This is a genomic window from Pseudomonas sp. FBCC-B1667, assembly GCF_059133255.1.
The window spans coordinates 3,333,488-3,357,469 of record NZ_CP101437.1; the positions used below are offsets into that span (position 1 = coordinate 3,333,488).

Here is a 23,982-nt window from a genome sequence, read left to right on the forward strand (position 1 = left end):
GTCGCCATGATAATCGTCAATCCCTGTGGGAGCGAGCTTGCTCGCGATGAGGCCGGTACAGTCGGCATTGATGGTGTCTGATCCACCGCTATCGCGAGCAAGCTCGGCTCCTACAGGATTTGTGGTGTGGCTGATATCCCGGCGTGCCCGACGGTCGGTTTTCACACCGGGAGCGCCTGCGTTGTCTAGAGTTTCAAGTGTCGGCAGCCCGGCTGCCGCCACGGTGATTGATTGAAAAGTCCGGCAACGTCCCGGATTTCCACCTGATCAGGAGTGCACGATGGACCTCAGCCGTCGTCAGTTCTTCAAGGTCGCTGGTATCGGCCTTGCAGGCTCGAGCCTGGGCGCGTTGGGCATGGCCCCGACGCTGGCCTTTGCCGAGCAGGTGCGTCACTTCAAGCTTGCCGCCACCCATGAGACCCGCAACACCTGTCCGTATTGTTCGGTCGGTTGCGGCTTGATCATGTACAGCCTGGGCGATGCAGCCAAGAACGTTGCGCAAAACATCATCCACATTGAAGGTGACGCCGACCACCCGGTCAACCGCGGCACCCTGTGCCCCAAAGGCGCGGGCCTGCTGGACTTCATTCACAGCCCCGACCGCCTGCAATACCCGCAGGTACGCAAGCCCGGCAGCAGCGAGTGGACGCGGATCACCTGGGATGAAGCGCTGGACCGCGTCGCCGACTTGATGAAAGCGGACCGCGACGCCAATTTCATCGAAAAGAACGCGCAAGGCCAGACGGTGAACCGCTGGCTGACCACCGGTTTTCTCGCGGCGTCGGCGGCGTCCAACGAAGCGGGCTACATCACCCACAAGGTCATTCGGAGCCTCGGCATGCTGGGGTTTGATAACCAGGCGCGTGTCTGACACGGCCCGACGGTGGCAAGTCTTGCCCCGACGTACGGCCGTGGTGCCATGACCAATACCTGGACCGATATCGCCAACGCGAATCTGGTTCTGGTGATGGGCGGCAACGCTGCAGAAGCGCACCCGTGCGGTTTCAAATGGGTGACGGAAGCCAAGGCGCACAACAAGGCGCGGCTGATCGTGGTCGACCCGCGGTTTACCCGGACCGCTTCGGTGGCCGACTATTACGCGCCGATTCGCACCGGCACCGACATCGCGTTCATGGGCGGGCTGATCAATTACCTGCTGACTCAGGACAAGATTCAGCACGAATACGTGCGCAACTACACCGACGTGTCGTTCATCGTCAAGGCCGGCTATGGCTTCGAAGACGGGATTTTCAGCGGTTATGACGTGGCCAAGCGCAGCTACACCGATAAATCCGGCTGGGGCTATGAACTCGGTGAAGACGGTTTTGTAAACGTCGACCCGACCCTGCAAGACCCGCGCTGCGTCTATCAACTGATGAAGCAGCATTACAGCCGCTACAACATCGACCTGGCGAGCCAGATTTGCGGAATGCCGGTCGATGCCATGCAAAAAATCTGGGATGAGATCGCCACGTGCTCGGTGCCGGGCAAGACCATGACCATCTTGTATGCGTTGGGCTGGACCCAGCACTCGATCGGCTCGCAAATCATCCGCAGCGCGGCGATGGTGCAACTGCTGCTGGGCAACGTCGGCATGCCGGGTGGGGGCGTGAACGCCTTACGCGGACACTCCAACATCCAGGGCCTGACTGACCTTGGTTTGCTGTCCAACTCGCTGCCCGGTTACCTCACCTTGCCGAGCGACGCTGAGCAGGATTACGCCGGCTACATCACCAAACGCACACAAAAACCGTTGCGTCCGGGGCAACTGTCCTATTGGCAGAACTACAGCAAATTCCACGTCAGCCTGATGAAGGCCTGGTACGGCGGCAACGCTACGGTGGAGAACAATTGGGCTTACGACTACTTGCCGAAACTGGACATTCCCAACTACGACATCCTCAAGGTGTTCGACTTGATGGGGCAGGGCAAGGTCAACGGCTACATGTGCCAAGGCTTCAACCCCATCGCGGCGTTGCCTGACAAAAACCGGGTAATGGCGGCGCTGGCGAAGCTGAAGTGGCTGGTGGTGATGGACCCGCTGGCCACCGAGACTTCGGAATTCTGGCGTAATGTCGGGCCGTACAACGACGTGAAGAGCGCCGACATCCAGACCGAAGTCATTCGTCTGCCCACCACCTGTTTTGCCGAGGAGGACGGTTCACTGGTCAACAGCAGCCGCTGGCTGCAATGGCACTGGAAAGGCGCGGACGGACCGGGCGAGGCGCAAACCGACATCCGGATCATGGCCGAACTGTTCCTGCGCTTGCGTCAACGTTATGAGGCGAAAGGCGGCGCCTATCCCGATCCGGTCCTGAAACTGTCGTGGCAGTACAAGATTCCCGACGAACCTTCGCCAGAAGAGTTGGCCAAGGAAATCAACGGCTACGCCACCACTGATTTCACCGACGCCACAGGTGCGGCGATCAAGGGCAACGCGCAACTGGCCGCGTTCAGCCAGCTCAAGGACGACGGCAGCACCGCGTCCGGCTGCTGGATTTTCTGTGGCAGCTGGACCGAAACCGGTAACCAGATGGCCCGTCGCGATAACAGCGATCCGTATGGCATGCACCAACATCAGGGTTGGGCCTGGGCTTGGCCGGCGAACCGGCGGATTCTCTACAACCGCGCCTCGGCCGATCCGCAAGGCAAGCCCTGGGACCCGAAAAAACGCCTGGTGTGGTGGAACGGAAAAGTCTGGGGCGGTACCGACGTGCCCGACTACAAGGCCGACGTCCCGCCGGAAGCGGGGATGAATCCGTTCATCATGAACCCCGAAGGCGTGGCGCGGTTCTTCGCTGTCGACAAGATGAACGAGGGCCCGTTCCCCGAGCACTACGAGCCGTTCGAGACGCCGATTGGCATCAATCCACTGCACCCGAACAACAAAAAAGCCACCAGCAACCCGGCAGCGCGGATCTTCGATTCGGTGTGGGATTCCCTCGGTGTGGCCAAGGATTACCCGTACGCGGCCACCAGTTACCGTTTGACCGAGCATTTCCACTTCTGGAGCAAGCATTGCAAGCTCAATGCGATTATCCAGCCCGAGCAGTTCGTCGAGATCGGCGAGGTGCTAGCCAAGGAAAAAGGCATCGTTGCCGGCGACCGTGTGCGCGTCAGCAGCAAGCGCGGGCACATTGAAGCGGTGGCGGTGGTGACCAAGCGTATTCGCCCGCTGCAGGTCAACGGCCAGGTCGTGCACCAGATCGGTATCCCGCTGCACTGGGGCTTTACCGGGCTCACGCGTCACGGTTATCTGACCAACACCCTGGTGCCGTTCCTCGGCGATGGCAACACACAGACCCCGGAATCCAAGTCATTCCTGGTCAACGTGGAGAAAGTCTAAATGGCCAGCCAAGACATCATTGCCCGTTCGGCCACCACGACAGTTCCACCTTCGGTGCGCGATCAGGAGGAAGTGGCCAAGCTGATCGACACCACCAAGTGCATCGGCTGCAAGGCATGTCAGGTTGCCTGCTCGGAATGGAATGAACTGCGCGCGGAGGTCGGCCATTGTCTCGGCACCTACGAAAACCCGCAGGACCTGAGCGCGGACACCTGGACCCTGATGCGCTTCACCGAGCATGAAACCGACGCCGGCAACCTTGAGTGGCTGATCCGCAAGGACGGCTGCATGCACTGCGCCGAACCCGGTTGCCTGGCGGCATGCCCAAGCCCCGGTGCGATCATCAAGCACGTCAACGGCATTGTCGATTTCAACCAGGACCATTGCATCGGCTGCGGTTATTGCATCACCGGTTGCCCGTTCAACATTCCACGGATCTCACAAAAGGATCACAAGGCGTACAAATGCACCTTGTGTTCGGACCGGGTTGAAGTCGGGCTGGAACCGGCCTGTGTGAAAACCTGCCCGACCGGCGCCATCGTCTTCGGCACCAAGGAAGACATGAAGGAACACGCGGCCGAACGGATCGTCGACCTGAAAAGCCGCGGCTTCGAGAACGCGGGCCTGTACGACCCGGCCGGTGTCGGCGGCACTCACGTGATGTACGTGCTGCACCACGCCGACACGCCGCAGTTGTATGCCGGGCTGGCGAAAGATCCGGCAATCAGTCCGTTGGTGGGGTTATGGAAAGGCGTGAGCAAACCTTTGGGCTTGCTGGCAATGGGACTGGCAGTGCTGGCCGGATTCTTCCACTACGTGCGCATCGGGCCGCAGGTCGTTGAAGAAGACGAAATACCGCCGCCGCTTAACGATCCTGCCGTGCACGAAGTCGATCCCTCGGTGCACACCTTTGATCCGCGTGGGGAGAACCGACCATGATCCGTAAAGAGATCCTTCGCTACACCTCAAGCCAGCGCACGAACCATTGGCTGGTGGCGATCCTGTTTTTCATGGCCGCACTGTCCGGACTGGCACTGTTTCATCCGGCGTTGTTCTGGCTCAGTAACCTGTTTGGTGGTGGTCCCTGGACGCGGATCCTGCATCCGTTCATGGGGGTGGTGATGTTCGTGCTGTTCCTCGGGTTGGTGATCCGTTTCTGGCGGGCGAACTTTTTTATCCGCAATGACGGGTTGTGGCTCAAGCGGATCGACAAGGTGATTCAAAACGAGGAGGAGGGCGTGCCGCCCATCGGCAAGTACAACCCCGGGCAGAAGCTGCTGTTCTGGACCTTTTTGGCTTGCATGCTTGCGTTGTTGTTGACCGGACTGGTGATCTGGCGCGCGTATTTCAGCGTTTATTTCGGCATCACCGCGATTCGCTGGGCGATGTTGCTGCATGCGCTGGCCGGGTTTGTGCTGGTGCTGAGCATCATCATTCACATCTACGCCGGGATCTGGATCAAGGGCTCGGTCAGCGCCATGGTGCACGGCTGGGTCAGCCGCGCCTGGGCAAAAAAGCACCATGAACTCTGGTACCGCGAAGTGACCCGCGACGAACATCCCGACCCGCCGATCAGCAAAAAAGGATAAGCCCTTGGCGACGATTCTTGAACCTGGAGAGATTGAAGCGGCGGCGAGTTCACCGCCGTTTCTGTACCTGCCGCCGCACAACCTGTTCACCTTGCGTGCATGGCGGTTGGAGCGCCTGGCCGAGGGGCATCCGCTGGCCGACTACCTGCGCCTGATCGCCGGCTTGTGTCAGGCGCAGCAACACCTGTTGGACGATCCACCTGTCACAACCCTGCCTGATCCCGAACGAATCAAGGTATGCCAAGCGCACGGCCTGCCGCCGCTGGCCGTCGACACACGGGTGCGCGAAGGTCATTGGTTGCCGTACCTCGACGCTTTGTTGCAGCGCTACCCGTCAGCGCCGCAACCCGCAGTAGAAAAAGCCCTGACGACGTTGCGCAATACCGATGCAGGGCAACGCAAAGCCTGGGCGGTGGCGTTGGTCAGCGGCCAATTCACGTTGCTGCCCGCTGCGCTGGTGCCGTTTCTCGGTGCCGCGTTGCAAGCGGCCTGGAGTCACTGGCTGCTGAGCACGCCGAACCTCGCGCTGAAACCCGGCGACAGCCTCAATCAATGCCCGGCCTGCGGTTCGCCGGCGATGGCCGGGGTGATTCGCCACCGCGGCAAACACAACGGTTTGCGCTATCTCGTGTGCTCGCTGTGTGCCTGCGAATGGCATGTAGTGCGGGTCAAGTGCGTGTATTGCGAACAGAGCAAAGGCCTGGAATACGTCAGCCTCGATGACGACCGCCACGCCGCCCATCAAGCCCCGCTGCGCGCCGAAACCTGCCCCGGTTGTCGCAGTTATCTCAAGCAGCTGTACCTGGAAAACGATGCTGAAGCCGAAGCGCTGTCGGCGGATTTGGCCAGCCTGATGCTCGATATGCGCCTGGAACAGGAGGGCTACCTGCGTCCGGCGCCGAATCTGCTGCTGGCCCCCGGAGGCGACTAAACACTCAACGGCTACACTCAGGCGCGACGGTCAATCGTTTCCAGGAGCGCCTGATGCCTTCGCCTTCCGCCAGTCAAACCTTGCGGCTGCCTTCCATCGACAGTCTGCTGCGCCATCCCGCCTGCCAACCGTTGGCCGAGCGTTATGGGCGTGATGCGTTGCTGGCGAGCCTGCGGCAATTGCTCGATGACCTGCGCGAACCGGTCCTCACCGGGCAACTGGACGCCGTGGAAATCAGCCCGCAGGTATTGGCGGGGCGGGCGGGTGAGCGTCTGGCCCGGCAGCACCAAAGCCATGTGCGTCGCGTGTTCAACCTGACCGGCACCGTGCTGCACACCAACCTCGGCCGGGCGTTGCTTCCGGAAGTCGCCATCGAAGCGGTGCAAATGGCCGCGCGTTATCCGCTCAATCTGGAGTTTGATTTGAGCAGCGGTAAGCGTGGCGACCGTGATGACCTGATCGAAGGCTTGATCCGCGAACTCACTGGCGCTGAAGCAGTGACCGTGGTCAACAACAATGCAGCGGCGGTGTTGCTGACGCTCAACAGTCTGGGCGCACGCAAGGAAGGGATCATTTCCCGGGGCGAGCTGATTGAAATCGGCGGCGCGTTCCGCATTCCCGACATCATGGCGCGGGCCGGGGTTCGCCTGCATGAAGTCGGCACCACCAACCGCACCCATGCCCGTGATTACGAGGCGGCTATCGGCCCGCGCAGCGGTCTGATGATGCGCGTGCACGCGAGCAACTACAGCATCGAAGGATTTACCGCCCGGGTGCCGACCGCCGAACTCGCGGAGCTGGCGCACAAGCATGGCTTGCCGCTGCTCGAAGACCTCGGCAGCGGCAGTCTGCTGGACCTGACCCGCTGGGGCCTGCCCGCCGAACCGACGGTGCGCCAGGCGCTGCTCGATGGTGCGGACATCGTCACCTTCAGCGGCGACAAGTTGTTGGGTGGGCCGCAGGCGGGGTTGATTGTCGGGCGCAAGGACCTGATCGCGAAGATCAAGAAGAACCCGCTGAAACGGGCACTGCGGGTCGACAAACTGACCCTGGCCGCGCTCGAAGCGGTGCTGGGTTTGTACCGTGATCCGGATCGTCTGGCCGAACGTCTGCCGAGCCTGCGCCTGCTGACTCGCCCGCAAGCCGACATCCTCGCCCAGGCAGAACGGCTGCAACCGTCGCTGGCCAACGTTCTGGGTGATGGCTGGAACGTCAGTGCACTGCCGGCGCTGGGTATGATCGGCAGCGGCAGCCAACCGGTGGCGCGCTTGCCGAGTGCCGCGTTGTGCCTGCGCCCCAACGTGTCCAAACGTCTGCGCGGCCGGCAATTGCGGGGGCTGGAGGCGGCGTTCCGTCAGTTGGCCATTCCGGTACTGGGCCGTATCGATGACGACGCGCTGTGGCTGGACCTGCGCCAGCTCGACGACGAAATCGCATGGCTGCAACAACTCGACCAGTTGGCCGTCGAGGGGCGGGCAGGGTGATCGTCGGCACCGCAGGGCACATCGACCACGGCAAGACCGCGCTGCTGCAGGCGTTGACCGGCCAGGCCGGCGACCGGCGCCGGGAAGAACGTGAACGCGGCATGACCATCGACCTCGGCTACTTGTATGCCGCGCTGGAACCGGGCGCCGAGCTGACCGGGTTCATCGACGTGCCCGGCCACGAACGTTTCACCCACAACATGCTGGCCGGGGCGCAGGGCATCGATCTGGTGTTGCTGGTGGTCGCGGCGGACGACGGCGTCATGCCACAGACCCGCGAACACCTGGCGATTGTTGAACTGCTGGGGATTCCCCGGGCGCTGGTGGCGATCACCAAGTGCGACCGGGTCGACCCGGCCAGGGTGCAAGCCGTCCATGGACAAATGACCACGCTGCTGGCGCCGGGACCTTATGCCGATGCGCCGCAGATCGTGCTGTCGAGTGTGACCGGGGAAGGCGTCGAGACGTTGCGCAAGGCCTTGCTCGACGCACAGCGTGACGTGCATCAACGCAGTACCGACGGTGGCTTTCGCCTGGCGATTGATCGGGCTTTCAGCGTCGTCGGCGCCGGTGTCGTGGTGACAGGTACGGCGTTGTCCGGGCAAGTGGCGGTGGGCGAGACACTGGTGTTGAGCCCCTTGGGCAAACCTGTGCGTGTGCGCGGTTTGCACGCGCAAAATCAGGCAGCGGACACGGCGTTTGCCGGCCAACGCGTCGCATTGAACCTGAACGCTGAGCGCCTGGCGCTGGAGCACATCCACCGTGGTCAATGGCTGCTCGCCGAGTGGCTGTATGCCCCGACTCAGCGACTGGACATCGACCTGCAGTTGCTGCCCAGCGAAGTCAAAGCCTTCGAACATTTTCAACCGGTGCATGTTCACCTCGGCACTCAGGACGTGACGGGCCGGGTGGCGTTGCTCGAAGGTTCGAGCCTGGCACCGGGCGTGCGGATGTTCGCGCAGATCCTGCTGAATGCCCCGGTGCACGCGGTGAGGGATGATCCGTTGATCCTGCGGGATCAGAGCGCCCAGCGCACCCTCGGCGGTGGCCGGGTGCTCGATCCGTATGCCCCGAGCCGACACCGTCGCAACCCCGAACGATTGGCCCAGCTTCAGGCGCTCGCCAGCCGAAATTCACTGGAAAAACTGCTGCCGGCCTTGTTGGCTAACAGCGACAGCGGCCTCGATCCACGGCAACTGGAGCGTCAGTTCAACCGACCGCGTGCAATCTGGGTATTGCCCGATGACGTACGTTTGATCGAGACTCGCCAAGGTCCGCTGCTATTCAATTCGGCCCGCTGGGAAGCCCTGAAGGCCCCGTTGCTGGCACACCTGGCACGCTTTCACGAGCTTGAGCCGGATCAAATGGGCCCGGACCGTGATCGCCTGCGTCGCTTCGCGGCCTCAACGCTGGAACGGCCGACCTTCCTGCGCCTGCTCGACGATTTACTCGGCAGCGGTGCCATCGTCACCAGTGGGCCGTGGCTGCATTTACCCGATCATCAGGTGCGCTTGAGTGAAGAGGACAAAGCCCTGTGGCTACACATTCAACCGCTGTTCGAACAGGCCGGTTTCGAGCCACCGTGGGTGCGCCAACTGGGGCATGACGAGGCAACCGTGCGCCTTCTGTTGCGCAAAATGGCGCGGCTGGGATTGCTGCATCAAGTGGTCCGGGACCTGTTCTACACCGACGCGATGATCCGTCGATTGGCGGCTATGCTGTTGCAACTGGCCGAGCACGACCCGGTGATTCAGGTCACGGCGTTTCGCGATGCGGTCGCCCTGGGCCGCAAGCGCAGCATTCAGATTCTGGAGTACTTTGACCGCATCGGTCTGACTCGACGTATGGGCGACAAACGTCAGATCCGTCTTGAGAGTGCCTTGGCCCATAAGAACGACCACTGAGTTAAAGGAAGGCAATCGCGCCCGGTGGCGCGGCCGGGCTTCAAACCCGGTTGGGGACGGCATCCGTTCCCGGGCAGGTTCGACTCCGGCTGCCTTCCGCCAATTTCCCGATCAAAAAGGCCCGACGTTCAGCGGGTACTGGATCACCACATACACCCGATCGATGTCATCGCCTGCCTGCGCCGCGTTGGCGCGGTGCGACACATGGGACAGTTGCAACGACAAGCCCCTGGCTGTCCCCGATTGCACGATGTAGCGCACATCGATGTCGCGCTCCCAATGCCGTCCGCCGTCGCCTTCTTGCGGTACGAAGGTGCCGGTCGCAGCGTCGAACGGGTTGTAGGCGCCACCCTGTGGCGCATGGGTCCCGTCGATCTGCGTGCCTTTGACGTAACGCGTCATGAACGCCAGGCCTGGGACGCCGAAGGTGCTCAGGTCGAGGTCATAGCGGGCTTGCCAGGATTGTTCATGGGCGCCGTTGAAGTCGGCGTACTTGATCGAGTTGGCCAGGTAGATGGAGTCGCCACCGACGAAGTCGAACGGGGTGTCACCGTTGACTTTCTGATAGGCCAGGGTGAAACCGTGGGCCTCTACGGTGTACTTCCCGGACAGGCTGAACGCAGTGTTGTCGATGGCGCCGGCCAATGCCTCGCCCGTGTCCCGTGTGTGGTAGACATTGGCGTCAACGAACACCCTGGATTGCTTGAAATGCACGTTGCCATAGTACTGATGCCAGGTGTCGGTCAGCGTCGACGCATACAACGCACCGCCGATCGGGCTTTGGGTGAACAGGTCGGCGCCGACAAACGAAATGCCACCGGCGTCGGTGTTCGCCCCGTAACCGGAAAAATTGCCCTTGCTCGATGAACTGTCCTGATTCTTGAACGCCGTGAAGTGCCCGGCTTGCAGATTCAAGCCATCGATTTCACGGCTATTCAGCAGAAAACCCGTGGCGTATTCCGGTTGCAGGCGCTTGTCGGCGGTGTCGAACACCGGAGCTTCGACCATCATTTCGCCGTACGCCAAGGTGGTGTTCGAGGCCTTGATTTTCAGCGCGCCGCCAGCGCTGGAATAGTTGTCATCGCTGCGGCCGTCACTGTCCACCGGCAGCAACCCAGTGCCGGAACGGCCCTTGCCACTGTCGAGTTTCAAGCCCAAAAAGGCGTGGCTATCGAGGCCGAATCCCAAGAGGCCGGGGGTAAAGCCTGACTCGAAAGCGCCAATGAAGCCTTGTGCCCATTCGGCCTTGTAGCTTTTGTTGGACGGCGAAGGGGATCGGTTATCACTGTTGAGGTAGAAGTTGCGGCTGAGCACATTCAGCGTCGCACCGTCCAGAAACCCTTGCGCTGCCTGGGCCGTGTCATCCGCCTGTGCCGTTGCGGTCGTGCTGGCGACTATCACCGACAACCAGAACGGCAGGCCGGGTTTGTGCTTGAAAAACGTCATCGATCATTCACCACCGGGCAGCGACTCCACGAGTGCGGAGTCGCTGGTTGTGACTTAGTGGGCTTCCGAGGCACCGAACATGCTTTTGGCATAGATCAGGCCCAGACCGTAGGCACCGCCGTTGGCGATCGAGGTTTTCACGGTTTCGTCGTAGGTTTCGCTGCGCGCCCAGTCCCGCTGCAATTCGAGCAGGTATTGCAGGGACGTCATCGGCCGCGCGCCAATCTGAATCATGCGCTGCATGGCCATTTCGTGGGCTTCGGTGGTGACGTCGCCGCAGGCATCGGCGATCACGTACACCTCGAAACCCTGGTCGATGGCCAACAGTGCCGGGCCGACGATGCACACGGAGGTCCAGAGACCAGCCAGGACAATTTTCTGTTTGCCGAACTTGTTCACTTCAACGGCGATGCGCTCGTCTTCCCAAGTGTTCATGCTGGTCCGGTCGATCACGTTGTGTTCCGGGAACACGGACTTGATTTCGTCAAAGATCGGACCGGAGAAGCTCTTCTCGGCCACGGTGGTGAGAATGGTCGAGACCTTGAATCCACGGGCCGCCTTGGCCACCAGCGCGGCGTTGTTGCGCAGGGTCACAGCGTCGATCGACTTGGTCGCAAAGGACATCTGCGATTGGTGGTCGATCATGATCAGCGTATGGTCAGTCGGGGTCAGCAGGGTTTTGCCGGGTACAGCTTTGGCGATGGCCATGGCGAGGTCCTTACGGGTGGGTGAGAAGGCCATGGTTGCGCAGATTCAGGCGGGAATATTGAAGCGATGTGCTGTGTTTGGTTTTTTGCGAAGAGGTGCGAAGAACGGCCCCGCGCAATACCGGTGAGTGCGCGGGGCGGTCGGTCATTGCATCACATAACGCCCGGGTGCCGATTCCAGCACCGGGTATTGCGTGTTCCCGGTGTGCAGCACGGAAGGCTGACGCTCGCCGGACTGGTCCGCCAGCCAGACAAACCAGTCATTCCACCAGCTACCGGCCTGTTCCTGGGCATTCATGAACCAGGTGTCAGGATCCTTCGAAACACGATTATTGGTCCAGTAATGGCGTTTTTCCCTGGCCGGCGGGTTGATCACTCCGGCGATGTGCCCTGAGGCACCCAGCACGAAGCGCTTGGTCCCGGAGAGCAGTTGGGTGCTGGCATAAGCGCTGCGCCACGGCACGATGTGATCGTCGTGGGTGGCGAGGATGTACGCCGGCGCATCGATGGCGCGCAGGTCGAGTTTGACCCCGCAACAGTCCAGATCGCCGGACTTCAGGTCGTTTTGCAGATAGGTGTGACGCAGATACCAGCAGTACATCGGTCCCGGAAGGTTGGTGCTGTCGTTGTTCCAGAACAGCAGGTCGAGGGGGATCGGCTTCTGGCCCTTGAGGTATTTGTCAACGTTGTAGTTCCACCACAAATCGTTGGGGCGCAACAGCGAGAAGGTGTTGCCCATGTCCTCGCCCTTGAACAAGCCGATGGGACCCTCCTGGCCGCCGATGGTGCGCTCGCGGTAGGCCACCAGTTGTTCGTCGACGAAGATGTCGATAGGGCCGGTGTCGAGGTAATCGAGGAAGGTGGTCAACAGGCTCACGCTGGCGATGTCCTTGTCGCCGCGCGCCGCCAGTACGGCCAGCGCCGAACTCAACAACGTCCCGCCGATGCAGAAACCCACGCAATTGGGGCGTTGCTCGCCACTGATCTCGCGGGTCACTTGCAGACCTTTGATGATGCCAATGTCGATCAGGTCATCCCAGGTGGTGCCGGCGTGCGCCTGATCGAAGTTTCGCCACGACATCAGGAACACCGGGTGACCTTGTTGCAGCAGATGGCGAACCATCGAGTTGTCCGGGCGCAGGTCGAGGATGTAGTACTTGTTGATCGACGGCGGGACGATGAACACCGGACGTCGGTACTGGGTTTCGCTTTGCGGGTAGTACTGAATCAACTGGAACAGTTCGTTCTCGAACACCACTTCGCCCGGGGTGTTGGCCAGATCGACGCCGACCTTGAAAGCGCCGCTGTCGCACTGGCGCATCTTGCCTTCCTGCAGGTCGCTGGCCAGGTGCAACAGGCCGGTGAACAGGCTGCCGCCCTGAGTGTCGACGACGCGTTGCAAGGCATCGGGGTTGCTCGCCAGAAAGTTGCTGGGCGCACCGGCGGCAATCGCTTGCTCCACCAGGTACAGCAGACGCTGGCGAGGCTTCTTGTCTTTGATCGGCAGTTTATCGAGTAGCTTCAGCAGAAAGCCGGCATTGAGCAGGTAGAACGCCGCGAGGGAACCGAACAGCGGCGTGCTCCAGTTGCCACTGGAAAAACGTCGATCTTCGAAGGAAAACGGCTGGCCGGTCAGCAGACGCTGGCCCAAATCACCCCATTGGGTTTGATATTCGGCTTGCAGGCTCTCCAGTGTGGTGCGTGGCAAATCGAACCACTTCTCGTATTCCTGGCCGGTGAACCATGGATTGGTGCTGACCCACAGGCGTAATTGTTGCACTGCAAAGGAGGCAATGAACGGGACCTGGCCTGACCAGAAGGTGTTGAAGGTGTGCGCGTTATTGTCCATGGAGCTCCTTGCCCACATCGGTAAACCGGGCAGAAAAAAACCGCGGTGCCGCCATTCGGCACCGCGTCAGCAGTCAAGCAAGCAGTCCTGTGTTTCTTGTTATCGTTCGATGACCAGGCTGACACCTTGGCCGCCACCGATGCACAACGTGGCCAGGCCTTTTTTGCCGTCACGGCGAATCAGCTCGTGCACCAGCGACACTAGAATCCGCGCGCCCGACGCGCCGATCGGATGCCCCAGCGCAATCGCACCCCCGTTGACGTTGACCTTGGCGGTGTCCCAGCCCAGTTCTTTGCCGACCGCCAGCGATTGCGCGGCGAACGCTTCGTTGGCTTCGATCAGGTCGAGGTCGTTCAGGCTCCAGCCGGCCTTTTCCAGCACCAGACGGGTGGCCGGGACCGGTCCGATGCCCATGATCGACGGGTCCACGCCTGCGCTTGCATAGGCCTTGATGCGCGCCAGCACCGGCAAGCCGAGGGCCTGGGCAGTGGAGGCGCTGGCCAGCAGCAACACCGCGGCGCCGTCGTTGAGGGTCGACGAGTTACCGGCGGTCACGCTGCCGTCTTTCTGGAACGCCGGTTTAAGGTTGCTCAACGCTTGCAGCGTGCTGCTCGGGCGCGGTTGTTCATCCGTATCGAACACCAGCGGATCGCCCTTGCGCTGAGGGATCAGAATCGAGGTGATTTGACTTTTGAAGTAGCCCGCTTCGATGGCGGCGGCGGCTTTTTGTTGCGAGGTGGCGGCGAAGACGTCCTGATCTTCGCGGCTGAGGCTGTACTGCCTGGCCAGATTTTCAGCCGTGATGCCCATGTGGTAATCGTTGAAGGCGTCCCACAAACCGTCCTGAATGACGCTGTCTTGCAACTGCGAATGTCCCAGACGCAAACCGGTGCGCGCTTTGGGCAGCACATAAGGCGCCAGGCTCATGTTTTCCTGACCACCGGCAATCACCAGCTCGGCGTCGCCGCAGCGGATCGCCTGAACGGCTAGGTGCACAGCCTTGAGACCCGAGCCACAGACCTTGTTCAGGGTCATGGCAGGGGTGGTAAACGGCAGGCCGGCCTTGATGGCCGTCTGGCGTGCCGGGTTTTGCCCAGAGCCTGCGGTGAGCACCTGGCCGAGAATCACTTCATCGATCTGCGCGCCGTCCAGGCCGGTTTCTTCCAGCAGGCGGCGAATAACCGCTGCACCCAGCTCAGTCGCTGGTATCGCGGACAAGGCACCTTGAAAACTGCCGATGGCGGTACGAGTAGCGGCAACGATTACGACTTCGTTCATGCGTGACCTCATTAAGATTCTGGCAAGCGGGAGCAGGGTGTCCTTACCCTGATCGGTCTACTGCATATTCATGCCGCCGTTCACCGAGAAGTCGGCGCCGGTGCTGTAGCCCGATTCATCGGAGGCCAGCCAGGCGACGATCGAAGCGATTTCTTCGGGTTGGCCGAGGCGCCCGACGGGGGTGGCCGCGATCATGGTGTCGAGGATGTCCGGGCGGATGGCCGCGGTCATGCTGGTCTGGATGTAACCCGGGGAGACGGTGTTGACGGTCACGCCCTTGCCGGACACTTCCCGTGCCAGGGCCATGGTGAAGCCATGGATGCCGGCCTTGGCTGCGCTGTAGTTGGTCTGGCCGAACTGGCCACGCTGACCGTTAATAGAGGAAATATTGATGACGCGTCCCCAACCCTTGGCCAACATCCCTTCAATCACCTGTTTTGTGGTGTTGAACAGTCCAGTCAGGTTGGTGCCGATCACCGCGTTCCAGTCTTCGTGCGTCAGCTTGCGAAAGGACGCATCGCGAGTGATGCCGGCATTGTTGACCAGCACATCGACCGGGCCGAATTGTTCCCGCGCCATCTCGAATGCCTTGCGCGTCGACTCCCAATCGGTGATATCGCCGTAGATACATTCGAACTGATAGCCCGCCGCCAGTTGATCGGCAATCCAGTCGTTCTTGCGGGCGGAATCCGCGCTGCAACCGACAATGACTTTGAATCCCTCCTTGTACAGGCGCTGGCTGATCGCCGTACCGATTCCACCCATACCACCCGTTACCAACGCAATACGACCAAGCGACTTCATAAGCTTCGTTCCTTTTTATATTTTGCGTTGCAAGATGGGTGGATTGTTCGGTACTGGCGCGGGATGCGGAAGTGTTGGGAGGTGACGGGCTGGTGTCCAAAGGTGCCATGTCCGGTTTAGTAGCATCCGGGCGACGAATGGCCGAGAGCAGTGGCTGAAAATGACGATTACCTATACTGGGATCAATATTGGCGACTGAACCACTCGTTAAACTTTGATTCAACGCAGATCAGTTATGGCTCCGGACAGGACGTCCGGTTCCACAGGTCATTGAGGACGCCATGTATAGAATGAGTTCAGGCTATGCCAGCGTGCTGGTAAATACGCTCTCGGCTCAAGGGCTGGATGTTGCCAGTCTGTGTCGGGAGGCCGGACTAGACATTGATCTCGCGGACCAACCAGGTGCGTTTTGCGAGCGAAAGAACATCTATCGACTATGGGAACTGGCCGCCGAGAACTCGGGCGATCCTGACATTGGCTTGAGGGCCTATGGCAGTTTCCACCCCGGCAGCTTTCAGATCATCGGCTATACCATGATGTCCAGCCTGAATCTGAAAAAGGCCCTTGAACGCCTGGTCCGTTTCAGCCCGTTGATCGGCACCGGGTTCAGCCTTTTCTTCACCTCGGAACAGCAACATTACCGCCTGTCCGGGCTCGATCATCAGCAGCAGGGTTCGGTCAAACCGCGCCAATACACCGATGCGGGGCTGGCGTCTTTGCTGGGATTTTGCCGCAAGCTGGCGGGCGGCAACGCACCGCAACCCTTGAGCGTCGAATTCACCTATCCCGAGCCTGAAGACACCACCGAGCATCGACGGCTGTTTGGCTGCGATCTGCGTTTCGACGCGCCTTACGACAGTATTTTGTTTGACGGGCAGGAACTGATGCGGCCGTTGAGCATGGCCAACGAAGCGTTGGCAGTGCTGCATGACAGTTTTGCCGAGGCACAACTGGACCTGCTGTTTGGTTTTTGCATTGTCGGCAGAATTCGTGCGCTGATCACCGAGCGCTTGAGTCAGGGCCATGGGCAATGCGACATGGAGTCGATCGCAGCGGCGTTGAACATCAGCAAGCGCACGCTGCAACGGGCGCTGGAAAAGGAAGGGACACAATTCAGGGACGTGCTGAACGCGGTACGCCGACAACTGGCCGATTTCTACCTGCGTCATTCTCACTTCAACATGAAGCATGTCGCCTATCTCCTTGGTTTTCATGACCACAGCAGCTTCAACAAAGCCTGTAGTCGCTGGTTTGGCATGACACCGGGGCAATACCGATCCGATGAATCGTTTGAGATCGAGGAAGCCGCGCCGGTGTGACGCGGTGTTCTTCAGCGGTCCGGGGTTATTTCATCGGTGGTTTTTTAACGCTTTTATTGCCTCTGGCAGGTTTGCACGCGGGAGTGGCTGCCTTGGTCACTGGAGCGGTGGGCGCTACTGCAATGTTTTGCGCGACTGGTTTGGTTTGTTTTGGCGCAGGTGCGACTACCGGGACTTTTTCCTTGATCGGCTCCGGGGTCGCCGCCGGGGCTTTCTCCTCGACAACATCGGCTTTACCCGGAGGTTGAGTCAGGCTGAAACCCGGCAGCGGCACATCGAGCAGCGTGTGAAGCTCACACCAGAACGGGTTGTCTGCGCCGCTGGTCAGCAGTTCCGGCAGCAGATTTACAACGGCCGCCAGTACCTGCTGGCGTTCTTCGACCTCGGCCAGCATCAGGGGCAAGCTGTGCAGGCTTTCCTCCGGGTGGGTGGCGACCAACAGTTTTTGCAGGCGCAGGGTTTCGCGCAGGTCCAGCGGCTCGGCACTGTAGTCCTGCAGCAGCACCTGTAATTGAAGGATCAGTTTCTCGACGCCTTGCTTGTTCGGTTCATCACTGTCGCGGCCCAGCAGGAACAGGATCCGGATCAAGGCCTCCATCAAGCCGCCCAGGGGCAGGGCGTCCTGAAGGCGTTGGATCAGGACTTTATCGTGCTGCTCGGCATGCGCCTGGAGATTGCGTGCCGATGCATTGCCGGTGAGGCTGTTGAGCACGCCATACACGCCGTAAAAACTCATTTCCTGAGCAGCATCACGCAGGTCCCGATAGCCGTTCAAGGCATCCTGTATCTGGTTGGAAAACAAGGCCTGCCAAGCCAGCAATGGATTGGACGGGCTTGCCGGGTGTCGATCCTTGCTCACATGGGCGGCGCTGCCTGGCAGCCACCAGAGTGCCGGGTTCAAACTGTTCCATAGGACCTGCTGCTGGTGGAACGGGTGGGACTTGCGTATGAGCTCGGCGGTCGGCTCGTTGATCAACTGACGCAACCACGGCCGTACAAATCCGTCGTAAAGCGTGTTGTTGAAATCAGAGGCACGCTCGACCAGCGCGAATTCGCGATCGTCGTCACGGGGAGCCTGCACGTCACCGTGGATATCGGCAATACGTCGTCGCTCAAAACGTACGGCATAGGGCGTTTTCGAAGGGGCCGGCAGGTCCTCGATGAGCATTTCATAGAGCCCGCCCGGCAGTTCGTTGATTGCGTCGACGGCGCCCAGCAACTCACGGTGTTCACGCCGCGCCACCTCACCCGACACAAAAATGCCCAGATGACCGATGCTCGCGTGCCGCAGGTAAACGATGGTGCGACCAGCATTTTGCAGGGCGAGATCGCTGGGATAGACGTCGGTGATCCAGTCCAGTGCCTGCTGCGGCGAAGTGATGTTGTCGCCATAGGAACAGAACACCACCACCGGCACTTCAATGCGTTTGAGGTCAAGCCCGCTGCTCTTGCGCCCGAGGCCGCCGGACAACTGATTGCCGATGAACAGGTCATCGACAATCATCTCGATCTCTTCGCCATTGAGCAGGGTAGGGCTGCCCCACCAGCGTTCGAAATCCAGGAAGCGTGGGGCCTCGCTATCGACTTCGCTGAACAGGTGGTAGTACTTGCCCCACCAGGTGTTGGCCGGGTCGAGGCTTTCGAAATTGCTTACCAGCCAGGTGCCGTCGAAACGGTCATTGCCCAGGTCGCTGCCCAGGCGTGCCATCCAGCCGCCGCCCAGCAAACCGCCGGTATAGCGCATCGGATTGCGCCCATTGACGCCCGCCCAGTACGACAAAGGCGCGCCATTGACGATGATCAGCCCTGGCAGTTCCGGGCGGGTCGCCGCCAGGCCCATCAAGGCCCAGCCGGCCTGGCAGTTGCCGATCACCACGGGTTTGGTGCTGACGGGATGTCGCGCGCTGACCTCTTCGATAAACCGAGCCTGGGCTTCAACGATGTCCGCCAGGGTTTGCCCTGGTCGCGGCGAATGGCTGAACGAGATGAAGTAGGTCGGGTGGCCGGCGCGCAGGCTTTCGCCGATGACCGAATCCTGTTTGAAACCGCCAATTCCCGAACCGTGGCCGCCGCGCGGGTCAATGATGATCACCGGCTGCTTTTGGCTGTCGAGTTGTTGCCCGGTGCCCGGGAGGATCTGCGGCAGCGAGTAGTTGACCGGGCGGGGCAGGTCTTCGCCGACGATCAGCGTTTCATGATTGAACTTGAGCAGCAGCGGATATCCGGCACGTTCGTGGGCCAGGGTGTTATCGCCGCGCTGACGCAAGGTGTCCCAGAACAGCACGCTGCGTTGGCCAAGGTCGGTGAAGTATTCCTGCCAGTCAGCGACGGTCGGCTGCCTGAGTTGTTCAAGGCGTGAAGGTGCGTAGGTTTTGGCCTGCCGCCGTTGCACGGCGTCAAGAACGTTGCGGGTGTTGAGGCGCTGCAGATGGTTCAGGTGCTCGAACAAACCGGACGGAGTCGAAAGCCTGTCATCTTGCAGCGCAATATTTTCTTCCTGCCCCATCGTAATCTCCTGACGCCATGCGTGGGAACGTTGCCCTGACTGATAGCAGCCAAGCCGGCCGTTCGATTTTCACGAGTGTATAGGGAATAACGGTCAAGGAAGCGAACTTTATTGTGCGCTGCACAAAATAGCCGTTGCCAAATAGTTTTGTGCACTGCAATATCAAGGCTGGCGCGATGTCTGGCAGGATCGCTATCGCGTCCTCTGGTCCATCCGGGCCTTCCAGTACCAGGAGATTCAGCATGTCTTTTTTCAATTCGGAAAAACTGCAAACCGCTCAGAAAGCCAACCTCGATCTTTTGCAGCAGATCAGCGGCAAAGTCTTCGCCAGCGTGGAACAGCTGAGCCAGTTGCAGTTCAAGGCACTGCGCGACTCCACCGAAGAACACTTCGAAGGCGTGCGCAAGCTGCTGGCCGTCCGTGATCCACAAGGTTTTGCCGATTTGCAGGCGTCGTTCACCCAGCCGAGTGCGCAGACCGAACGTCTGGCCGAGTTCAATCGTCAGGTTCAAGCGCTGATCGTGGGCACGCAGTCGGACATCGCCAAACTGACGTCGAGTCAGGTCGAGGCGGGCACTCAGCAGGTCAATGAGTTTGTTGAAGCGATCAGCAAGAATGCACCGGCCGGCTCCGAGCCTGTCGTGGCTGCGTTCAAGTCGGGCCTGGCGAATGCCGGTACGGTGTTTGAAAGCGCTCAGAAAGCTGTGAAACAGGCTTCCGATGTGGCTCAGAGCAATTTTGACGCCGCCACTGCCGCCGCCACCAAAGCGGCGCCAGAAGCGAGCGCCAAGGCTACCAGCGGTAACAAGTAAGTCATTTCAGGCCAGCGGCACAAAAAAATGGTGATGGGTTTATTCCCCATCGCCATTTTTTTTCGGCCCGTTATCGGTGCCGGGCTTGGCGCCAAACATGCCGAACAGGTTCTGGGTATTGAGGTACAAAGCCTTGGACTGGTCGACATACTGACGCATCAGGTCCTGCATGACCGGGGCTTGTTGATGCATGAAGTCGCTCCAGGCTTCGGACGACTGCGCGCCGGTTTGCGACTGGATGTCGATGACGGTCTGGATGCTTTTGTCCAGGTAGCTGCCGAGCACCCCCTGGTACGGACCGTAGAACTGGATAATCCCCATGAGCATCTCGCTGGTGAAGATCGGCTCACCGCCGCTCTCGGCTTCCAGGATCACTTGCAGCAGGATGCTGCGTGTCAGGTCTTCGCCGCTCTTGGCATCGACCACCTGAAACGCAACTTTATCGACGACCAGTTGGCGCACGTCCGCCAGCGTCAGATGACTGCTGGTGTGGGTGTCATAGAGTCGGCGATTGGGGTATTTCTTGATCAGGCGGGGGATAGTATCAGTCATGCGGGGCGTCTCGCGGCGGCCTGGTTTTGCAGGCATCTTAACCTACTATGGCCACTGCCGCGGGATGGTGTCGGGGAGAGGGAGAGGTCGGGGCCGACATTCCTGGTGTCATTGAAGGCCCCTTCGCCAGCAAGCCGGCTCCTGCAGAATCGGGCTGTGCCGATGTTTTATGAACGACACAAACCTTGTAGGAGCCGGCTTGCTGGCGAAGCGGTGGTGGCCGTTATGCAGTCTTACCAGATCGGCAAGGTGTAGCTGACAATCAAGCGATTCTCATCCAGATCACTGCCGAAGTTGGTCGAACGCACGGTCGCATTACGCCATTTCACCCCGACATTCTTCAGCGGACCGCTCTGCACCACATACCCAATGTCGGTATCACGCTCCCATTCCTTGCCTTCCGGGCGATTGCCGCCCAGATCGATATTGTCGCCAGTGATATAGCGCGTCATGAAGGTCAGCCCTGGCACGCCCATGGCCGCAAAGTTGTAGTCGTAACGCGCCTGCCAGGACTTTTCGTCCTTGCTGGCGAAGTCACCGATCTGCACGAAGTTGACCAGAAATGCATCGGTGCCGTTGATGTAGGCGTAGCCGGTGTCGCCGCTCATGCCTTGATAACCGAGGCCCAACGCATGCCCGCCGAGGCTGTAGGTGAACATCGCGCCAATCGCGTTGTTGTCGACATTGCTGCCACCATCATCCGTGGAACGGGCGAACCGCAGATCCGTCTTGAACGATTGTCCCGTCGTCACCGGCATCACGTAGGTCAGGTTCACCAGGTGCTGGCTGTAGAAATTGTCGAGGTGACCGTAGCTGTAGCCGGTGGCGAGGTTGCTGGTCCATTTGTAGTTCAGGCTGGCGAAATCAAAGTTGTCGCTGTCGAGATGCCGCGCAGTGATGCCCTTGGCTCCAGTCCGGGTGATGCTCATGTCCTCGTAGTCCGAGGAGTCACGTTGATTGACTTGGGTCAGCCGCCCGGCATCCACGGACAAGCCTTCAATCTCCAGCGAGGTCAACTGACCGCCCTTGAAGGTTTGTGGCAACAGCCGTGAATCGTTGGCCAATACCGTCGGCAGTTTCGGCAGCAACGTGCCGAGTTTCAGCGTACTTTTTGAGGCACGCACTTTGGCGGTCAGTCCCAGTTCGCCGTACTCGTCCTGCGCACCTTTGCTCGTGTCGCGGTGCCGTTTGAGCAGACCGGAGCCTGCGCGATCAGGGCTGGAATCGAGCTTGACGCCGACCAGTCCGATCGCATCGAACCCCACGCCAATCAACCCTTCGGTGAATCCCGATTCATAGCGCAACAGGAAACCCTGGGCCCATTCCTCTTGTTTGGATTGGGCGGCGTTGACCTGGCGATAGTCACGGTTGAAATAGTAGTTGCGCAGCTCAAGGCTGGCCTTGCTGTCTTTGACAAAGTCAGCAGCGGCGGGGGCCGAGAGGCTGATGACGCCGCCGGCCAGCAACAGTCGGGTAGCGAGGATGCGGGTGTTGCGGTCCATGGTGAAGCCCCTTTGTTTTTATTATGGAAAGACAGGTCCCGCGGCACTTGCCAGTTGGGCAAGGGCTTATCAATAAAAAACGCGAACGCCAAAAGAGAGGAGCGTGACGCCGCGCAAGGTTCAATCGTTAGAACTGTTCGGCGCTCAGGCCAAACAAGGAGGCACTGCCCGCGCGGATGGATTGCTCCAGACTCAAAATGCGTGGCAGCAGGCGATGGATATAGAAGTCGGCGGTGGCGATTTTCGCGCCATAAAACCCTTCGTCTTCGTGCAGCTTTTGCTTGGCAACCTGTGCCATTCGCGCCCAAAGCCAGGCGTAGGCGACGTAACCGAACAGGTGCAAATACTCCACCGAAGCGGCGCCGACTTCGTTGCGGTTGGTCGCGGCCTGATCCTGTAGCCAGTCGCTCAGGTCTTCCAGACGCTGCACGGCATCGAACAGTTGAGCGCAATAGGGCGCGTCAGGCTGATGGGCGAAATGACGAATCTCACCGGTGAACTGGCGCAGCGCGAAGCCTTTGTCGGCGAGCACCTTGCGTCCGAGCAGGTCCAGGGCCTGAATGCCGTTGGTGCCTTCGTAGATCTGCGCGATGCGCACGTCACGGACCAATTGTTCCTGGCCCCATTCGCGGATGTAGCCGTGGCCGCCGAACACTTGTTGGCCGTTGATGCAGCTTTCGAGGCCGGTGTCGGTGAAGAACGCCTTGGCCACCGGAGTGAGCAGCGCAACCAGGGTTTGCGCGCCGTCGCGTTCCTTGGCGTCATCGGAAAACTTCGCCAGGTCCAGTTGCTGCCCGACATAGCTGGCAAACGCACGGCCACCTTCAGTCATGGCTTTCATGCTCAGCAGCATGCGGCGCACGTCGGGGTGAACGATGATCGGGTCGGCCACTTTGTCCGGAGCAACGGCACCCGTCGGCGCGCGGCTCTGCACACGTTCGCGTGCATAGGCGACAGCACTCTGATAGGACGCTTCGGCGCAGCCAATGCCTTGAATGCCGATGGACAAGCGCTCGTAGTTCATCATGGTGAACATCGCCGCCAAACCTTTGTTGGCTTCGCCGACCAGCCAGCCGCTGGCGCCGTCAAAGTTCATCACGCAGGTGGCCGAAGCTTTGATACCCATCTTGTGTTCGATCGAACCGCAACTCACGGCGTTGGCATCGCCGAGGGAACCGTCGGCATTGACCAGCACTTTGGGCACGACGAACAGCGAGATGCCTTTCGGCCCCGCCGGTGCGTCCGGCAGTTTGGCCAGCACCAGATGGACGATGTTTTCGGTCAGGTCCTGATCGCCACCGGTGATGAAGATCTTGCTGCCGGTGATGCTGAAACTGCCGTCGGCCTGAGGTTCGGCGCGGGTGCGGATGATCCCCAGATCGGTGCCGGCGTGAGCTTCGGTCAGGCACATGGAGCCGGCCCAGCGGCCTTCGTACATCGGCGGCAGATAGAGGTTTTTCAAGGTGTCACTGGCGTGGGCATCCAGTGCCAGGCAGGCACCGGAACTCAACGCTGAATAGAGTGCAAAGCTTGAGTTGGCGCCGTAGAGCATTTCTTCGAACTGCACGGCGAGCATCTTCGGCATGCCCATGCCGCCGAAATCGGCGTTACCGGAAAGACCCACCCAGCCGCCTTCGATGTAGGTGGCATAAGCCTGTTTGAAACCGATTGGCGTGCTGACCTGGCCATCGACCCACTGGGCGCCTTCCTCGTCGCCGCTGCGATTCAATGGCGCAATCAGGTGCGAGGTGACTTTGGCCGCCTCCTCAAGAATGGCGTCTGCCGTGGCGGCGTCGACATTGTCGGCCAGAGCTGGCAGGCGTGCCCACAGGGCCGGGGCGTCGAACACTTCATGCAGCACAAAGCGCATGTCGCGCAGCGGGGCGTTGAATTCGGGCATAACGTAGACCTCAAAAGGTTGTGCGATGGGCACGGCGCCGCTGGAGCAGGCCG

The 23,982-nt window shown here is 60.4% G+C and carries 17 protein-coding genes and 1 tRNA gene; 9 read left to right on the forward strand and 9 right to left on the reverse strand.

The window, feature by feature from the left end; all coding sequences use genetic code 11:
• Positions 1–280: 280 nt before the first annotated feature.
• The 7 genes from fdnG to NL116_RS15220 all read left to right on the forward strand — a co-directional run bounded on the left by fdnG (position 281) and on the right by NL116_RS15220 (position 9,356).
• Positions 281–3,346: a formate dehydrogenase-N subunit alpha gene (fdnG, locus tag NL116_RS15190; RefSeq protein ID WP_494377901.1), complete on the forward strand. Its 3,066-nt coding sequence runs from the start codon at positions 281–283 to the stop codon at positions 3,344–3,346.
• The gene (fdxH, locus tag NL116_RS15195; RefSeq protein WP_494377902.1) at positions 3,347–4,285 is read left to right on the forward strand and encodes a formate dehydrogenase subunit beta; all 939 of its coding nucleotides are present in this window, start codon (positions 3,347–3,349) and stop codon (positions 4,283–4,285) included.
• Positions 4,282–4,935 carry a formate dehydrogenase subunit gamma gene (locus NL116_RS15200; RefSeq protein WP_494377903.1) on the forward strand — a complete coding sequence of 218 codons (654 nt, stop codon included), beginning with the start codon at positions 4,282–4,284 and terminating at the stop codon, positions 4,933–4,935. Before fdxH ends, NL116_RS15200 begins: the two co-directional genes overlap by 4 nt.
• 4 nt (positions 4,936–4,939) lie before the next feature.
• A complete protein-coding gene (gene fdhE, locus NL116_RS15205; RefSeq protein WP_494377904.1) occupies positions 4,940–5,866 on the forward strand; it encodes a formate dehydrogenase accessory protein FdhE in 927 nt (308 codons plus the stop codon).
• Between the two features lie 53 nt (positions 5,867–5,919).
• On the forward strand, positions 5,920–7,350 hold the full coding sequence (gene selA, locus NL116_RS15210) for an L-seryl-tRNA(Sec) selenium transferase (RefSeq protein WP_494377905.1): 1,431 nt from the start codon (positions 5,920–5,922) through the stop codon (positions 7,348–7,350).
• The gene (gene selB, locus NL116_RS15215; protein WP_494378064.1) at positions 7,347–9,254 is read left to right on the forward strand and encodes a selenocysteine-specific translation elongation factor; all 1,908 of its coding nucleotides are present in this window, start codon (positions 7,347–7,349) and stop codon (positions 9,252–9,254) included. Before selA ends, selB begins: the two co-directional genes overlap by 4 nt.
• A gap of 6 nt (positions 9,255–9,260) precedes the next feature.
• Positions 9,261–9,356, forward strand: a tRNA-Sec gene (locus NL116_RS15220).
• Positions 9,357–9,365: 9 nt separating this feature from the next.
• On the opposite strand, the gene NL116_RS15225 is transcribed toward NL116_RS15220, so the two are convergent.
• The 5 genes from NL116_RS15225 to phbB form a co-directional block, all read right to left on the reverse strand.
• Positions 9,366–10,700, reverse strand: a complete 1,335-nt coding sequence (locus tag NL116_RS15225; protein ID WP_494377906.1) for an OprD family porin — start codon at positions 10,698–10,700, stop codon at positions 9,366–9,368.
• Between the two features lie 54 nt (positions 10,701–10,754).
• A complete protein-coding gene (locus NL116_RS15230; RefSeq protein ID WP_494377907.1) occupies positions 10,755–11,408 on the reverse strand; it encodes a hydrolase in 654 nt (217 codons plus the stop codon).
• A gap of 144 nt (positions 11,409–11,552) precedes the next feature.
• The gene (phaC, locus tag NL116_RS15235; protein ID WP_494377908.1) at positions 11,553–13,256 is read right to left on the reverse strand and encodes a class I poly(R)-hydroxyalkanoic acid synthase; all 1,704 of its coding nucleotides are present in this window, start codon (positions 13,254–13,256) and stop codon (positions 11,553–11,555) included.
• 99 nt (positions 13,257–13,355) lie between these two features.
• Entirely contained in the window at positions 13,356–14,534 is a 1,179-nt protein-coding gene (locus tag NL116_RS15240) for an acetyl-CoA C-acetyltransferase (protein WP_494377909.1), read from the reverse strand.
• A 57-nt stretch (positions 14,535–14,591) separates the two neighbouring features.
• Positions 14,592–15,338 carry an acetoacetyl-CoA reductase gene (gene phbB / locus NL116_RS15245; RefSeq protein ID WP_494377910.1) on the reverse strand — a complete coding sequence of 249 codons (747 nt, stop codon included), beginning with the start codon at positions 15,336–15,338 and terminating at the stop codon, positions 14,592–14,594.
• A 281-nt stretch (positions 15,339–15,619) separates the two neighbouring features.
• On the opposite strand from phbB, the gene NL116_RS15250 reads away from it, so the two are divergent.
• On the forward strand, positions 15,620–16,657 hold the full coding sequence (locus tag NL116_RS15250; RefSeq protein ID WP_494377911.1) for an AraC family transcriptional regulator: 1,038 nt from the start codon (positions 15,620–15,622) through the stop codon (positions 16,655–16,657).
• Between the two features lie 25 nt (positions 16,658–16,682).
• Here NL116_RS15250 and NL116_RS15255 read toward each other — a convergent pair whose 3' ends face one another.
• Complete coding sequence (locus NL116_RS15255; protein ID WP_494377912.1) at positions 16,683–19,163, reverse strand: DUF3141 domain-containing protein; 2,481 nt, start codon at positions 19,161–19,163, stop codon at positions 16,683–16,685.
• Between the two features lie 242 nt (positions 19,164–19,405).
• Between NL116_RS15255 and phaP the strand changes: the two genes are divergently transcribed.
• Positions 19,406–19,975: a TIGR01841 family phasin gene (gene phaP, locus NL116_RS15260; protein ID WP_461958864.1), complete on the forward strand. Its 570-nt coding sequence runs from the start codon at positions 19,406–19,408 to the stop codon at positions 19,973–19,975.
• A gap of 39 nt (positions 19,976–20,014) precedes the next feature.
• Here phaP and phaR read toward each other — a convergent pair whose 3' ends face one another.
• From phaR to NL116_RS15275, 3 genes are all read right to left on the reverse strand, one after another.
• Positions 20,015–20,563 carry a polyhydroxyalkanoate synthesis repressor PhaR gene (phaR, locus tag NL116_RS15265; RefSeq protein ID WP_494377913.1) on the reverse strand — a complete coding sequence of 183 codons (549 nt, stop codon included), beginning with the start codon at positions 20,561–20,563 and terminating at the stop codon, positions 20,015–20,017.
• A 197-nt stretch (positions 20,564–20,760) separates the two neighbouring features.
• Complete coding sequence (locus tag NL116_RS15270; protein ID WP_494377914.1) at positions 20,761–22,029, reverse strand: OprD family porin; 1,269 nt, start codon at positions 22,027–22,029, stop codon at positions 20,761–20,763.
• Positions 22,030–22,156: 127 nt separating this feature from the next.
• Positions 22,157–23,929 (reverse strand): acyl-CoA dehydrogenase C-terminal domain-containing protein, encoded by a 1,773-nt coding sequence (locus NL116_RS15275; protein WP_494377915.1) that lies wholly within the window; start codon positions 23,927–23,929, stop codon positions 22,157–22,159.
• Positions 23,930–23,982 lie beyond the last annotated feature (53 nt).

Coding starts and splice junctions, on each gene's coding strand:
- fdxH (WP_494377902.1), top strand. CDS start 3,347: ATGGCCAGCCAAGACATCATTGCCCGTTCGGCCACCACGACAGTTCCA.
- NL116_RS15200 (WP_494377903.1), top strand. CDS start 4,282: ATGATCCGTAAAGAGATCCTTCGCTACACCTCAAGCCAGCGCACGAAC.
- selA (WP_494377905.1), top strand. CDS start 5,920: ATGCCTTCGCCTTCCGCCAGTCAAACCTTGCGGCTGCCTTCCATCGAC.
- NL116_RS15225 (WP_494377906.1), bottom strand. CDS start 10,700: ATGACGTTTTTCAAGCACAAACCCGGCCTGCCGTTCTGGTTGTCGGTG.
- NL116_RS15230 (WP_494377907.1), bottom strand. CDS start 11,408: ATGGCCATCGCCAAAGCTGTACCCGGCAAAACCCTGCTGACCCCGACT.
- phaC (WP_494377908.1), bottom strand. CDS start 13,256: ATGGACAATAACGCGCACACCTTCAACACCTTCTGGTCAGGCCAGGTC.
- NL116_RS15240 (WP_494377909.1), bottom strand. CDS start 14,534: ATGAACGAAGTCGTAATCGTTGCCGCTACTCGTACCGCCATCGGCAGT.
- phbB (WP_494377910.1), bottom strand. CDS start 15,338: ATGAAGTCGCTTGGTCGTATTGCGTTGGTAACGGGTGGTATGGGTGGA.
- NL116_RS15250 (WP_494377911.1), top strand. CDS start 15,620: ATGTATAGAATGAGTTCAGGCTATGCCAGCGTGCTGGTAAATACGCTC.
- NL116_RS15255 (WP_494377912.1), bottom strand. CDS start 19,163: ATGGGGCAGGAAGAAAATATTGCGCTGCAAGATGACAGGCTTTCGACT.
- phaP (WP_461958864.1), top strand. CDS start 19,406: ATGTCTTTTTTCAATTCGGAAAAACTGCAAACCGCTCAGAAAGCCAAC.
- phaR (WP_494377913.1), bottom strand. CDS start 20,563: ATGCCTGCAAAACCAGGCCGCCGCGAGACGCCCCGCATGACTGATACT.
- NL116_RS15270 (WP_494377914.1), bottom strand. CDS start 22,029: ATGGACCGCAACACCCGCATCCTCGCTACCCGACTGTTGCTGGCCGGC.
- NL116_RS15275 (WP_494377915.1), bottom strand. CDS start 23,929: ATGCCCGAATTCAACGCCCCGCTGCGCGACATGCGCTTTGTGCTGCAT.